Here is a 14,542-nt window from a genome sequence, read left to right as displayed (position 1 = left end):
GCACGGTGATTATAGCTTCTTCAAAATTGCGTCTGATGCCTCTTCGATTAAATCAAGCACCAGTTCAAAGCCATCTTCCCCACCATAATATGGGTCCGGGACTTCGTCGTAAACTGACTCAGAATGACTTAAAAATAACGATACTTTGTGTCGATACTTCAACGGACAAATATCCAATAAATCGGCCAAATTTGCTTTATCTGCGGCTAATATAAGGTCAAACTTTTCAAAGTCATCAATGGTGACTTGGCGCGCTTGCATTCCTTTAAAAGAATAACCTCGCTGCTTTCCTGCTGCCATCGCTCTTGAATCCGGTCGGTTTCCTGCGTGGTAGCCAATTGTACCTGCCGAATCAACCTCTACTTCAACGCCTAGCTTTTGAGCTTTCGCTCTTAACACTGCCTCTCCAGTTGGTGACCGACAAATGTTTCCCATACAAACAACAAGTATTTTCTTCATTTTATTCCCTGAATTATCGGTGGTTTTTCTTCACGATATGTTGGTCTATCATAGCGAGATAAATCAATGAACCCAAATTAGCTTGGGCACAGCACGAAAAGGAATTAAGGAAGTATTATGTCTATCGAAGAAAATAAAGAAGCACGCCATAAAGCTCGCCAACAAAAAGTCAAAGAACAGGTAGACGCAAAAATCGCTGCTGCTCAGGAGGAAAAAGGTCTGCTACTGATCATTACCGGAAATGGTAAAGGTAAATCGACATCAGGATTCGGTACGATCGCACGCGCAGTGGGTCATGGTTTGAATTGTGCTGTCGCGCAGTTTATTAAAGGTACTTGGGACAACGGTGAGCGCAACCTACTTGAGAAACTCGGCGTTGAATTCCAAGTAATGGCGACCGGCTTTACATGGGAAACTCAAAACAAAGCCGCTGATACCGAAGCAGCGCAAGGCGTATGGCAAGAATGTAAACGCATGCTGCAAGACGACTCTATCGATGTCATCTTGTTTGACGAGCTAACTTATATGGTGAGCTACGGCTACATCGACTTAGACGAAGTGGTCGAAGCGCTGAGCAACCGACCTAAAATGCAGTCGGTTATTATTACTGGGCGTGGCGCACATCGAACCCTGATTGAAATGGCCGATACCGTTTCTGAAGTGAAAAATGTAAAGCACGCATTTGAATCTGGCGTAAAAGCCCTCAAAGGCGTCGATTGGTAACACTCGCAGAGTAATTTAAAAAGGGTTGGCAAAATGCCAACCCTTTTGGTTTTCACGCACGGTTAGTTGAAAAGATTCTTCAATAAACCATCGACCGCATCTTTGGTTTTCTCGTCTTTGATTTTGTCCGTTAGCTTCTCCACGCCACGATCGATTTCTTTTTGAGCTTTCTGCTTCAGAACATCATCGAATACGAGCTTGAATTTAGGTTCTGCCCACTTACCAGACACATTGATTGGAATCGTGATGTCTTTCAGCTCATCTATATCTTTACCGCCCTGGCCTTCTAGGCTGCCTACAACTGACGTGCTGATAGTAAAGTCGACTGTTTCATTGATGTAGTTTGCGATACCTTTACCACGAACACGTAACAATGGAGACTGAGCTTGCATATTATCCGTTGATACTACACCTTTGTTGAGTTTCAATGTCGCCGTCATCGCACTGAAGTCTGTTTTCTTAGCTTCATTGGTGCCTTCAACTTTTTGCCCTTTAAATTTCGCATAGTTTTCACGAATCAACTGAGCAACGTTGATGCCATTCACCGCACCGTCAGCAAAATTGATAACAACCGTACCAGATAGATTCTTCTTGATACCGGTAGGCGTGAGACTCTTACCTGTAACATTCACATCAATGTTACCTGTCCCTTCAAGTTTGTCGTTCTCAGCAACGTCTATAAGTAGCGGTTGAACTTTCACGCCTTTGATTGACTTTTTAACGCTGTAAGTCGCTGGTGATTGGCGTGCATCTAACTTCGCTGTCGCTGAGATTGAGCCTTGGTACAACTTCGAACTAAATGATGTAAGCTCAAACACGCCACGATTTACAGTGAAGCTCGTTTTTACCGCTTCCATCTTCGCATTTGCCGCTTTGAATTTGTCGATGGTAATGTCACCCTTTACATCTAACGTTTTCAACGCAGACAAATCAGGCTCAACCTCAGGTCCGGCAGGAGCACTCTCGCCACCAGAAGCAGGCTTATTACCTTCGGCAGCTTGCTTATCTAACCCTAAAAACTCATCAAGATCGATATTGGGGCTATGGAGAGCAAAGCGTACTTTAGGAATATCACCGAGTGTCACATCTGCCTTACCATCTAGGGCGATAGCATTCGCTGTTAACTTCTCTAGAACAAAACTCAGATGGTTTTTCGTTAGGTCGAAAGACAGATCAGACACCATGTCGACTTTCATCGGGGACTGAGGTAAAGCATCACCCTCAAAAGTCGATTTAAGAGTTAACTTATCCAACTGTACTTTGCTGATAGCCTTGTCCACGCTAAGTTGACCAGCACCCTGCATATCTAACTTCATACCACCAGCGACACCCTTAATGGCATAAGTCAGGTTATTTACTTTATCGAATTCAAACGTGTCTAAACCGATCGTTGCCGATTCAATTTTATTGGCAGGGTCAGAGTATGTCGCATCAAAGTTGATGTTCTTTAGCGCGTAGTTTGCCAAACCTTTTTCTAGCTTAAAGTCTGCCTGACCTTTCGCGGTGAACTTTTGGTCGTTCATTTCGCCCTTCACGCCAAAATCAGCCGTTGTCCAGTTGTCAAAAGCGAATTCGGAAAGGTTTAATGAAATATCATAAAGTTTGGTGTAACTACCGGCTTGCTTATCCTGCATTTCTAATGAACCGTTAGAAACCGTAACGCCAGCAAGATTAATACTCCAATCAGAACCAGAAGTTTGCGTTTCACCATTTTGCGTAGGCGCAGCATTGCTCTCTTGTTCTGCTTGTTGTGTTTGGGCTTTCGTCAGTGCATCAATATTCTTGCTGCCATCTTTCTTGGTTTCAATGTAGAACTCAGCACCATCAAGCGTGACGTTTCCAATTTCAAGCTGTTGACTAAAAAGTGGCATAACAGAGATGTCTACACCAACGGTATCAACTTTGAATAAATTGGGTTTACTAAAGCCTTGTGGGTTTCGCAATTCTGTATGTCCCAACTCAAAGCCAATTGATGGGAAAAATTGCCAACTGATATCCCCTTCAATCACCAACTCTAATCCCGTTTGCTTTTGCGCTTGCTCAACAATAAGGGGTTTAAACTGATTCGGATTGACGAAGATGGTTAACGCTAAAATTGCGACCAAAATGACCACAATCGGTATTGCTAGAATTAAGAGCAGTTTCTTCATTTGTTTTTCCTTGCTCGAGTGTTTTTACAATTATAAGCGCAGACTCCATTTGCCGCTGACAGTTCCACAAAAGCGTGAAAAGTGTCTGGTTTTAACCTGCAACTGACTAATTTAAAAACAAAAAAAGAAGTGGCACTTAAGGTGCCACTTCTTCTCCTAAAAATAAAGCGATATAGCCGTCTATAGGCTTAAGCTTTCAAAAGTCTTGCAATGTGAGCTTTTAATACATCAATTGCGATACGGTTTTTACCACCGCGAGGAACAATAATGTCCGCATATTGCTTAGAAGGTTCGATAAACTGCATGAACATCGGACGTACTGTTTGTTGGTATTGCTTAAGAACAGACTCCATAGTTCGGCCTCGCTCTTCCACATCACGCTTAACACGGCGAAGCAAGCAAATATCTAACGGTGTGTCCATAAATACTGTCGCATGCATCAAATCACGAAGACGAGGGTCTGTAAGAAGAAGGATACCTTCTAGAATGATCACCTTTTTAGGTGTCATTGTGGTGGTGTTAATTGTTCTTGTGTGCTCAGTGTAGCTGTACTCAGGCACTTCTACTGCTTCACCACGTACCAATTTTTCTAGGTGCTCACACAGTAGGTCGTGGTCCAACGCACTCGGGTGATCGTAGTTCGTCTTTACTCGCTCTTCCATGCTTAGGTGGCTTTGGTCGTTGTAGTAGCAATCTTCCGTGATGACACCGATTTGATGATCGCCTACTTTCGCGCGAAGCTCATTATAAATAGTGCTCGCGATCAGACTTTTTCCAGAAGCAGAAGCGCCAGCAATACCTACGATGACGCATTGATTATTATCAGACATTAGTTTGCACCCGATGATGATTTCTAGTCACATAAAAAGATAAACTGCCTGATTATAGGGAGTTCACCCCATAGTTACTAGTTGGAATTAGGGTTTAGTCATAAGTTTCTGCCTGCTCAGAGGATTAACCTCCGAGCAAACGTTAAAATGTGCAATTATCAACCAGCAGGCATAGTAAACTTAGTTCACCATTGTAAAGCTAATCGCATCTGGTTTTGCTTTGCCTTGCCAAAACATCGTGCTACATACGCGATCGGCAAGTTGCTTATAATACCCTGCATGCTCACTTTCTGGGCGTCTTGCTACCGTTGGCACGCCAGCGTCAATATCTTCTCTCATAGAGATATGAAGCGGAATTTGTCCTAACAATGCTAAGCCAAATTCTTGCGACATTTTTTCAGCTCCGCCCATACCAAAAATATGCTCTTTCGCGCCACATTGACTACAAATGTGATAACTCATGTTTTCCACAACACCAATAACCGGGACATGGACTTTGTTAAACATTGCCGCTCCCTTCCTTGCATCGGCAAGGGCTAAATCTTGCGGCGTTGTGACTAACACGCTACCTGTTACCGGAATTTGTTGTGACAGCGTCAATTGAATATCCCCCGTACCTGGCGGCATATCAATCACCAAATAATCCAAATCTGGCCAATCTGTTTCAGTTAATAACTGCGACAACGCTTTTGAAGCCATTGGACCGCGCCATATCGCCGCTTCTGATCTATCCACCAAATAACCGATAGAATGAGTATAGATGCCGTGAGCAAAAATGGGTTCCATCCACTTGCCATCACGAACTTCTGGTTTAGCATCTTCTTGCCCCAACATCATAGGTACAGACGGACCATAGATATCTGCATCCAACAATCCCACTTTCGCCCCAGATTGAGCAATCGCCAACGCTAAGTTAACTGCGGTAGTAGATTTACCAACGCCACCTTTCGCAGAACTGACGGCAATGATGTTCTTAACACCCTTAACCGAGTTAGCCACTTGAGTTTCTAAAGCTTTAACTCCAAGGCGAATATTAAATGGGAATTCAGCCACTTTACCCGAGGCTTGCTGCTGTTTGATCCAGTCATGCAGTACGGTTTGAAGCTCATTACTTGCGAATGGCAACGTTATATCAATAGAACCCTGTGTCGTAATCGAAATTGCGCCATGAATATCTGCCCAGTTTTCCACCAAATGTAGATGTTGGAATTGGTTAAACCAGTGACAAAAATCTTGTTTTGAAGTGAACTGATGCATAAGCCCTCCTTTTAGATGTCATGCTACCACCGTCCAGGCTCAACCAGAACCCCAAAAAAACTAAGGCATTCCGCAGTTTGACACCTTGGAGTTAGTCAGTTCATGGGGTAGTATTATCCATCAAAATTTATTTATACCTATCAAGAAAAGCGAATATTAAGTATGGCAAACGATCCAAAAAACTTTCCGTCAAGGAAAATGCTGGTAACTTGTGCCCTTCCGTACGCTAACGGTTCGATCCACCTTGGTCATATGCTTGAGCATATCCAAGCGGACATTTGGGTTCGTTACCAACGCCTACGCGGCAACACTGTAAACTTCATCTGTGCTGACGATGCTCACGGCACGCCAATCATGCTTAAAGCGCAACAGATGGGTATTACTCCTGAAGAAATGATTGCCGCAGTTAGCGAAGAGCACCAAAAAGACTTCGCTGGATTTGATATCAGCTTTGATAACTACCACAGCACACACTCAGATGAGAACCGTGAGCTAGCGTCACACATTTATCTTGAGTTGAAGAAAAATGGCTTTATCTCTAGCCGCACTATCTCTCAGCTGTTCGATCCAGAAAAAGAGATGTTCTTACCGGACCGTTTCGTAAAAGGTACCTGTCCAAAATGTAAGTCTGAAGACCAGTACGGTGACAACTGTGACAACTGTGGTGAGACTTACAGCCCAACAGAACTGATCAATCCTAAATCTGCGGTTTCTGGTGCGACGCCAGTAATGAAAGATTCAGAGCACTTCTTCTTCGACCTGCCTCAGTTTGAAAGCATGCTAAAAGAGTGGACTCGCTCTGGCTCGCTACAAGCTGAAACAGCGAACAAAATGCAAGAATGGTTCGAATCTGGTTTGCAGCAATGGGATATCTCACGTGACGCACCATACTTTGGCTTCGAGATCCCTGGTGAGAAAAACAAATTCTTCTACGTGTGGCTAGACGCGCCTATCGGCTACATGGGCTCTTTCAAAAATCTATGTGACAAGCGCGACGACCTAGATTTCGACGAGTATTGGAAAAAAGACAGCTCAGCAGAGCTGTACCACTTCATCGGTAAAGACATCGTTTACTTCCACAGCCTATTTTGGCCAGCAATGCTAGAAGGTTCTGGCTTCCGCAAGCCTAACAACGTATTCGTACACGGTTACGTAACCGTAAACGGCGCGAAAATGTCGAAGTCTAAAGGTACGTTCGTAAAAGCAAGCACTTACCTAGAGCACCTAGACCCTGAGTGTCTACGTTACTACTACGCTGCGAAGCTAAACAGCCGTATCGATGATCTAGATCTTAACCTTGAAGACTTCACTCAGCGCGTAAACGCTGACGTTGTTAACAAGATCGTTAACCTGGCATCTCGTAACGCAGGTTTCATCGCGAAACGTTTTGAAGGCAAACTGTCTGACAACTTTGCAGAGCCTGAACTTTACAACGAATTTGTTGCTGCTGCTGACCGTATCGCTGAGCTTTACGAAACGCGTGAGTTTGGTCGTGCAATCCGTGAAATCACGGCATTGGCAGACAAAGCTAACCAATACGTTGATGAAAAAGCACCGTGGGTTGTAGCAAAAGAAGAAGGCAAAGATCAGGAACTACAAGACATCTGTTCTGTCGGTATCAACCTGTTCCGCGTACTGATGACTTACCTGAAACCAGTAATGCCATCGCTAGCTGCGCGTACTGAAGCGTTTCTAAACCAAGAGCTAACTTGGGAAAACATCGCTGCTCCACTAACAGACCACGAGATCACTAAGTTCAAAGCACTGTTCAACCGTATCGATCCGAAGAATGTTGAAGCGATGATCGAAGCATCTAAAGAAGATGCGGCGGCAGAAATGGCGGCGAAAGAGAAAGCAGAAGCGGAAAAGAACAAGGCTAGCGAAACTGAGCTAGACAAAGAGCCAATCGCTGAAGAGATTGAGTTCGATGCTTTTGCTGCAGTAGATATGCGTATCGCTCGTATCATCTCTTGTGAAGAAGTACCAAAAGCCAACAAACTGCTTAAGTTCCAATTGGACATCGGTGGTGAAACTCGTCAGGTATTCTCTGGCATCAAGTCAGCTTACAAACCTGAAGAGCTAGAAGGCAAACTAACGGTAATGGTTGCAAACCTAAAACCTCGTAAGATGAAGTTTGGTATGTCTGAAGGTATGATCCTAGCGGCAGGCCCTGGTGGTAGTGACCTGTGGATCCTTGAGCCACACGAAGGCGCTCAACCTGGTATGCGCGTAATGTAAGTATCTTTATTGAAAAGGCTTAACTAAATCAGTTAAGCCTTTTCTCGCAGTTAAGCTTATCGATTAAGCTTGATTGTACTACAAAGAGAATTCTACTGGACCCCAAGTAATAATCGCGCCACATGCAAGGAAAAGTACAAAGCTGATCGTGACTACAAAAGCGAGAACTCGATCAAATGTCGTTGCGTATTTTAGTATTAACTGATCATCTACAAGTGATACTTTCGCAGGCTTGCCTCGCATTAAAACTGTAGTATACATTGGGAATCTAACCCCCCAGGTATCTCTATCCCAACCGACAGGGCCATGACCATCCTTCGACATCTTTTTCTCAATCCGCTTTACCGATATACGAATAAAAAACAAGGTACTCACTAGCCAAGTGCATCCAACAATAATGTTTACAATATTAAAATAAAACACTTTGTTCCCTTTACTAGGATTTGGCTTTTCAACTAGGCTTGTATTCACCGTTCTACAGAGCCCTGCGCTTAACTGGTTTTCACTCAGTACTCTTCAGGCCCCAACCCCATTACTGCTCCCAAAGCAAGTGCCATCACGAAGCTTATTGTGACAATATACGCAAGCACTCGGTCAAAGACCGTCGCGTACTTTAGAATAAGTTTGTCTTCTACCAGCGATACTTTCGCAGGTTTACCTCGCATCAACACTGAGGCGTACATGGGAAATCTAAAACCCCACCCATTTCTGTCCCAGCCAATTGGATCATGACCATCCTGCAATATTTTTGTCTCAATCCGCTTTGCTGATACACGAATAAAAACCAATGTGCTCAGTAACCATGTCCAACCAACAATCATCACTATAAGATCGAAACAAAACACAACTACTCCTTTAAAACCAATTTACTTTAGAGCTAGTTTCATAGGTTTTTTCTGCTAAACCTTGCCCAAACCAATCACCCATTTTTGCAGCCGCATAACCAGCCCCTAAACCAACACCTATTAATACTACTACTCCAAATGGGCCAGCAGCCAAAGCGACTCCCATTCCAGATACAATCACTTTGGATGTAGTCCAAACGCCAGCAGCGTTGCTCGCACCAAACCCTGCAACTTCCATTGCTGCTCTTTTTTGCCAATTTTCTCCGTTATTCTTGGCATTTCGAACATTGTTAAAGCGAACACCAGCATCAATCATGATGATCTTTTTACCCACAATACTAGAGCTTTGTTCAAGAAATCGAATTGAGCGGATGTTAGCTATAGATGTTAAATGTAACTTAGTTATATCCCTGCCACTTCGCGCGATATTGACAGCCCTATTCGGGTTGCTCCAAATGTTTCCACGGCTACTTTTAACTCGTCCTGCATAATGGGCAAGCTCTTTTGTAAATTTGGCATTCAAAGAACTGTGAGCTTCTTTAACTCTATATCCAAGCTTCACAAGCTCCTTTTTCTGCGCACCACTTCGTGAGGCTGTACGTACATCTAGTAAGGCGTTTTGATATTTGAGCGAAGCTTTCCCGAAATTACTCAATCTGACTTGCTTTTCATTAACAGCAGTAGCGGCAGCACCTACTGCAGTATACTCATCGATTCCCCCCTCCCCATAGTATGATTAGTAGCATCTAAAAAAGGCTTAATCTCTTTTTCATAGAGGAGGGCTACCGCTTGTTAGTTTTCATCGCCAAACTCACGTGTTAGATTGGCTACATTTCTTTTGGTTTCTTGTGACCAACTTTTTACAGTATCAAGAGCACAAGCTATATCAGGTCTCTCGCTACGCAACTTAGCTATGTTGTTCACAGAGCCTTCGTTCAGTATGAAAGGAGTACCTGCGGGAATAAAACTACCAAATATATGTGGGTTGTCCTTACGAAACTGAAGGTACCTATCCTCATCATTTGTATCGATAGGGAGCGTTATCTTTGAGTGAGTACTGAAGCATAGGTCGAATTTATTAGACAAATTAATTACCTCGAACAATCAACAAAATAGACAACTTATATCATATGAAGTGTTCGAGTATTTTAATTTCTAAACATTGTGACTTGAATCAGACTACAAAAAGTAATCAATATGTAACTCACAAAGAATAACGCGTACACCAAGCATCGACACCGAATAATCAACCATATTCACAAATTTGGTGAATCCATGCACCAACAACGACCATTCAAAAAGAACATTCAATATAACCAATTGTTTAAATTGAGTTTTTGTTTGGCATCAAAACTGCAATCTTCCTTGTTAGGTCCAAACACTAACAAGGAGTTGGTTATGTTTGTTTTGATTTCCACACTATTGTCCATCGCTATTTTAGCCGGAATATATCACTTATCTTCTAAACGAGAGCAGCAACATGCGCGCAAATATCAGCTGTTAACATTGTTGCGAGATGTTGTTCACCTTCTGAGACACCACCGAGCTGCTACTCACTACTCGCTTCAATTCCAACAAAACGATCAACAAAAATTGGACGCTCTTCATGATGCTCTGACTAACAAGCTGCATCTTTTAGTCGAAACATCACGGTTTGAAAACAAACCCATGTATCGCGTATTACAGATTAAAGTAGGGAAACTACTTGAACAATGGAATGACCATAGTGTTGCAAGAAACCAGATGGAGCATGGTAAGTTAATTCGTCATTGCTTGTTTTTGATGGATGAAGTAACCATCGCATGGCTAGCGGTTGAACAAAGAGATGACTTGCATAATGAGTATCACATGAACTGGCAAAACATTATGGATAGCTTGGAGACCCTGACTCAGTTACGAATCAGCATTCAAGATTTAGGAGAACAAGGCGGAAATGAGCGTTTCAAAAACTATGCATCGGTCATGATGCGTAAGCTAAACCAACTAGCGGTTATCGCTCCACTTAGCATTACCTCTCCTGCTTCCACGCGCTCAATACAGACGCTAAATGAATACGTGACAGGGAGTCATGTCGACTTAACAGAAGCAGAGCTTTATGGCGTCACATCGGACTTGTCATTGACCATCTTCAATACTTACGACCATGTCCTTTCAGATGTCGTAGAGTCATTATATCTACCGTTACCCAGACTCTCGCTAGCAGGATAAACGTTCCATGCCTTTTTATTGGTGCTTGGTTCGTCGCCGACTTATAAATAAAAACAAAAAAAACCGCAGGCCTAAGGCACTGCGGTTTTCGTTTATTCAACTTGTCAGCGCTTAGCTGTCGTCTTCCGTGAAGTTCGTTGGTAATTGCTTTTTCATTTCGTTCCAGATCAACGCACTTTCCATACCATAATGACGAATCACCACTGGTAGTTGTTCACGCTGGCCACTTTCACAAGTTTCGAGCAATTGATGGTAAAACTTCAGAGCTAGCTCACGAGAAGCTGGATTTGAGAAGTAGTAGCTACCGACACGATCGTAGAGCTTCTTCAAACCATTAAAGATCAAACCGTAAATTTGATTTCCTGAATGGAATGCTAGGCGCTGGAAAAGCATATAATCGTAAAAGTTGAACGTTTTAGCAATCAAGATTTCTTGACGCTTCGCTTCATCTTTCTCGTTATCTTCTTTCACATTCTGCAGAACTTTTTCAGCATACGGCGAAGAAGCGATGAATTCGTCCCAGGAAGCCGCATTCATTAAAGCTTCACAAGATTCGATTACGTTCTTAATTGTACGCTCAGAGCTCTCTTTGTTCGCTTTAAATGCATAGCGCATAAAGATAGGACTGATGTTGGTACGTGCCGCAAGCAGATCTTCTACAATGTTTGTCGCATTATCAACGTCTAGCGTCATTAAAGTATCCAAAATATGCAGACCAGAGGTCTCCATAAATTGGTTAACTTTCGTAGGTTTGCCGTGCTGGATAGTCAGCCATCCATCACGGGCTAGTCGTTGAAGAACCTCTCTTAAAGTCGTTCGAGTAACACCAATCAGTTCGGACAGCTCGCGCTCAGCAGGTAAAATTGAGCCTGGAGGAAAACGGCCGTTCCAAATGCTCTCGATAATATATTTTTCTGCGAATCCCGCAGGGCTTTTCGCCTTTATGACCATTCTACTTTTTATCCAATATTGATTTCTGAGGGTCGATACTACTCATCATACCACTACTTAGCGGTTTGAGAAAATTTACGATCAATAGTGGAAACGACTCCATAACATAGAGTTAATACTCTATATGTTGTGTCAATTTAAGAGGCTCTAACATGCGAGCGAAAGCAGTAAAATATGAATTTTCATTTAATTAAACAGCTCACAAATCTCGGAGAAATAAATACAACCGTGTCACATTTTTATATTCAAAATATGAAAAATTACTTTGTATATCACAGTTAATATTCTTTCTTAATTTGCCTTTTCTCGTCACTGACCGTCATTTAAAATCCAAGAGGATTTTTTTAAGACTTTCATGGTATAGTAACGCCGTTTTGATCGCGTTATTACATTTAAAAAGTCATTTTAGTCGGTAGCATCACGTTTTGTTATTGACTAATAAATGCCTGAGTGTAGAGTTTGCGGTCGAAAGTGAGCGGTGCTTGAGTTCAGGGGAAGTAACTTGGCAAGACTACAATAAACAAAGGATTGTTGTTTTACTAAGTTATTGTTTTTAAAGACTAGTTAATAAGTCTAACAAACAGATACTTAAGCACTATTGTAGTGTCTATTCATAATTTTGTTATAAAGAGAATTATCATGCCGATATCGCTCGGAAACGCTTTTATCAAGAACTTCCTTGGTAAAGCGCCTGATTGGTACAAAGTTGCCATTATAGCCTTCTTAATAATTAACCCGATTGTATTCTTCCTAATAAACCCATTTGTAGCTGGATGGTTGTTGGTCGCTGAATTTATTTTCACGCTAGCAATGGCATTAAAATGCTACCCATTACAACCTGGCGGTTTACTTGCTATTGAAGCCATTGCTATCGGCATGACTAGCCCTGCGCAAGTTAAGCACGAATTAGTAGCAAATATCGAAGTACTGCTACTTCTGGTATTTATGGTTGCGGGCATCTACTTCATGAAGCAGCTATTGCTGTTCATTTTTACCAAAATTTTACTTGGCATTCGCTCTAAAACCCTACTATCACTCGCGTTCTGCTTTGCTGCGGCATTTTTGTCTGCATTTTTGGATGCCTTGACGGTTATCGCCGTTGTTATCAGCGTGGCGATCGGCTTTTACTCTATCTATCACAAAGTGGCGTCTGGTAACCCTATCGGTGACCATGACCATACACAAGATGACACGATCACTGAACTAACGCGTGATGACCTAGAAAACTATCGTGCCTTTTTGCGCTCTTTGTTGATGCATGCTGGCGTAGGTACTGCCTTAGGTGGCGTAACCACGATGGTTGGTGAACCTCAAAACTTAATTATTGCAGACCAAGCGGGTTGGTTATTTGGTGAATTCCTAATCCGTATGTCTCCAGTGACACTCCCTGTATTTTTCTGTGGTCTCATCACTTGTGCTTTAGTTGAAAAGCTTAAAGTGTTTGGCTACGGCGCGAAGCTTCCTAACAACGTTCGTCAGATCCTCGTCGATTTTGACCGTGAAGAGCGTAAAACGCGAACAAATCAAGATGTCGCAAAACTCTGGGTTCAAGGTCTTATTGCGGTTTGGTTGATCGTTGCACTCGCTTTGCACTTAGCGGCTGTCGGCTTAATTGGCCTTTCTGTGATCATTTTAGCGACCGCATTTACTGGTGTCATTGAAGAGCACTCCATGGGGAAAGCGTTTGAAGAGGCCCTGCCCTTCACTGCACTGCTTGCAGTATTTTTCTCGATCGTTGCTGTAATCATTGACCAAGAGCTGTTTAAACCAGTCATCGATGCGGTGCTTGCCGTTGAAGATAAAGGTACTCAGCTAGCTCTGTTCTATGTGGCGAATGGCTTATTATCTATGGTGTCGGATAACGTGTTCGTTGGTACGGTTTACATCAATGAAGTAAAAACTGCACTCATTGAGGGTCTCATTACTCGTGATCAGTTCGACTTACTGGCGGTGGCAATCAATACTGGTACTAACCTGCCTTCTGTTGCAACGCCAAACGGTCAAGCGGCATTCCTATTCTTACTCACATCGGCTCTCGCTCCATTAATTCGTCTGTCTTACGGTCGAATGGTTATCATGGCGCTGCCTTACACCGTCGTTCTTGCGATTGTCGGTCTGATGGGAATCATGTTCTTCCTAGAGCCTGCAACAGCTTCTTTCTACGAAGCTGGTTGGATTTTACCTCATAGTGGTGATCTAACTCCCGTAGTATCCGGTGGTCACTAAAATTTGAGTTGATTAGGAAACTTATCCACGATAAAAAGCTCTGAGTATTCAGAGCTTTTTCTATTTCAGACAGGAACAAAAACGTGACTATTTTAAATTCACTTAACCAGTTTTCAAAGGGACGTTTATCTTGGCTACTGCTTCTGCTATTCGTCGTTTTCTTTGAAGCATGTGCCCTCTATTTTCAGCACGTCATGATGCTTGCACCATGTGTCATGTGTATTTATGAAAGAGTCGCGATGATGGGAGTGGGCGTCGCTGCAATGGTTGGTATATTGGCACCCAAGAACCCAATTTTCCGCTGGCTAGGTTTGATAGGCTGGGGATTAAGTGCTTACAAGGGTTTGTTACTTGCGATGCAGCACGTTGACTACCAGTTTAATCCATCACCATTCGCGACTTGCGATTTATTCGTCACATTCCCTAGCTGGGCTCCGCTCAATCAGTGGGTTCCTTGGATGTTTGAAGCATATGGTGATTGCTCTAAGGTTGTATGGCAGTTCCTTGATTTATCAATGCCACAATGGTTAGTCGTAATTTTTGCAGGCAATTTAATCGCTTTGGCATTAATTGTAATTGCACAATTCTTCCCTGCAAAACGCGTTAATCCAATTCGTTAATCCTACTGACGCGTAAAAATTAACAAAAAGCCGAC

The 14,542-nt window shown here is 42.8% G+C and carries 12 protein-coding genes; 5 read left to right on the top strand and 7 right to left on the bottom strand.

Annotated features, from left to right (window positions below; genetic code table 11):
- Positions 1-9 precede the first annotated feature (9 nt).
- Complete coding sequence (locus R8N47_RS04430; protein WP_053304232.1) at positions 10-459, bottom strand: low molecular weight protein-tyrosine-phosphatase; 450 nt, start codon at positions 457-459, stop codon at positions 10-12.
- A gap of 117 nt (positions 460-576) precedes the next feature.
- On the opposite strand from R8N47_RS04430, the gene cobO reads away from it, so the two are divergent.
- Positions 577-1,182, top strand: a complete 606-nt coding sequence (gene cobO, locus R8N47_RS04425; protein WP_005380837.1) for a cob(I)yrinic acid a,c-diamide adenosyltransferase — start codon at positions 577-579, stop codon at positions 1,180-1,182.
- A 62-nt stretch (positions 1,183-1,244) separates the two neighbouring features.
- Here the strand turns inward: cobO and R8N47_RS04420 are convergent, their stop codons facing one another.
- The 3 genes from R8N47_RS04420 to apbC form a co-directional block, all read right to left on the bottom strand.
- A complete protein-coding gene (locus R8N47_RS04420) occupies positions 1,245-3,332 on the bottom strand; it encodes an AsmA family protein (RefSeq protein WP_064354179.1) in 2,088 nt (695 codons plus the stop codon).
- Between the two features lie 188 nt (positions 3,333-3,520).
- On the bottom strand, positions 3,521-4,162 hold the full coding sequence (gene udk / locus R8N47_RS04415; protein ID WP_005380833.1) for a uridine kinase: 642 nt from the start codon (positions 4,160-4,162) through the stop codon (positions 3,521-3,523).
- A 180-nt stretch (positions 4,163-4,342) separates the two neighbouring features.
- Entirely contained in the window at positions 4,343-5,419 is a 1,077-nt protein-coding gene (gene apbC, locus R8N47_RS04410) for an iron-sulfur cluster carrier protein ApbC (protein ID WP_064354180.1), read from the bottom strand.
- A 162-nt stretch (positions 5,420-5,581) separates the two neighbouring features.
- Between apbC and metG the strand changes: the two genes are divergently transcribed.
- Positions 5,582-7,657, top strand: coding sequence for a methionine--tRNA ligase (gene metG / locus R8N47_RS04405; protein ID WP_064354181.1), 2,076 nt, complete (start codon positions 5,582-5,584; stop codon positions 7,655-7,657).
- A 506-nt stretch (positions 7,658-8,163) separates the two neighbouring features.
- Here metG and R8N47_RS04400 read toward each other — a convergent pair.
- On the bottom strand, positions 8,164-8,502 hold the full coding sequence (locus R8N47_RS04400) for a hypothetical protein (RefSeq protein WP_062730501.1): 339 nt from the start codon (positions 8,500-8,502) through the stop codon (positions 8,164-8,166).
- A gap of 10 nt (positions 8,503-8,512) precedes the next feature.
- Positions 8,513-9,157, bottom strand: a complete 645-nt coding sequence (locus tag R8N47_RS04395) for a hypothetical protein (RefSeq protein WP_225452447.1) — start codon at positions 9,155-9,157, stop codon at positions 8,513-8,515.
- Positions 9,158-9,900: 743 nt separating this feature from the next.
- Between R8N47_RS04395 and R8N47_RS04390 the strand changes: the two genes are divergently transcribed.
- A complete protein-coding gene (locus tag R8N47_RS04390) occupies positions 9,901-10,710 on the top strand; it encodes a hypothetical protein (protein ID WP_017821380.1) in 810 nt (269 codons plus the stop codon).
- 111 nt (positions 10,711-10,821) lie between these two features.
- Here the strand turns inward: R8N47_RS04390 and fadR are convergent, their stop codons facing one another.
- The gene (gene fadR, locus R8N47_RS04385; RefSeq protein WP_005380824.1) at positions 10,822-11,661 is read right to left on the bottom strand and encodes a fatty acid metabolism transcriptional regulator FadR; all 840 of its coding nucleotides are present in this window, start codon (positions 11,659-11,661) and stop codon (positions 10,822-10,824) included.
- Positions 11,662-12,300: 639 nt separating this feature from the next.
- Here fadR and nhaB point away from each other — a divergent pair.
- Positions 12,301-13,887 carry a Na(+)/H(+) antiporter NhaB gene (gene nhaB / locus R8N47_RS04380; protein WP_005380822.1) on the top strand — a complete coding sequence of 529 codons (1,587 nt, stop codon included), beginning with the start codon at positions 12,301-12,303 and terminating at the stop codon, positions 13,885-13,887.
- A gap of 83 nt (positions 13,888-13,970) precedes the next feature.
- Positions 13,971-14,507: a disulfide bond formation protein DsbB gene (dsbB, locus tag R8N47_RS04375; RefSeq protein WP_017821379.1), complete on the top strand. Its 537-nt coding sequence runs from the start codon at positions 13,971-13,973 to the stop codon at positions 14,505-14,507.
- The last annotated feature ends 35 nt before the right edge of the window (positions 14,508-14,542 follow it).

The sequence above is a fragment of the Vibrio sp. 2132-1 genome, from assembly GCF_033344315.1.
The sequence above is the reverse complement of the archived record's forward strand: the minus strand, read 5'-3'. Positions and strand labels throughout refer to the sequence as shown.

What these genes read in the sequence shown, in the direction of transcription:
- fadR (WP_005380824.1), bottom strand. Translation starts at nt 11,661, where the DNA reads ATGGTCATAAAGGCGAAAAGCCCTGCGGGATTCGCAGAAAAATATATT.
- R8N47_RS04420 (WP_064354179.1), bottom strand. Translation starts at nt 3,332, where the DNA reads ATGAAGAAACTGCTCTTAATTCTAGCAATACCGATTGTGGTCATTTTG.
- cobO (WP_005380837.1), top strand. Translation starts at nt 577, where the DNA reads ATGTCTATCGAAGAAAATAAAGAAGCACGCCATAAAGCTCGCCAACAA.
- metG (WP_064354181.1), top strand. Translation starts at nt 5,582, where the DNA reads ATGGCAAACGATCCAAAAAACTTTCCGTCAAGGAAAATGCTGGTAACT.
- R8N47_RS04390 (WP_017821380.1), top strand. Translation starts at nt 9,901, where the DNA reads ATGTTTGTTTTGATTTCCACACTATTGTCCATCGCTATTTTAGCCGGA.
- R8N47_RS04430 (WP_053304232.1), bottom strand. Translation starts at nt 459, where the DNA reads ATGAAGAAAATACTTGTTGTTTGTATGGGAAACATTTGTCGGTCACCA.
- nhaB (WP_005380822.1), top strand. Translation starts at nt 12,301, where the DNA reads ATGCCGATATCGCTCGGAAACGCTTTTATCAAGAACTTCCTTGGTAAA.
- apbC (WP_064354180.1), bottom strand. Translation starts at nt 5,419, where the DNA reads ATGCATCAGTTCACTTCAAAACAAGATTTTTGTCACTGGTTTAACCAA.
- udk (WP_005380833.1), bottom strand. Translation starts at nt 4,162, where the DNA reads ATGTCTGATAATAATCAATGCGTCATCGTAGGTATTGCTGGCGCTTCT.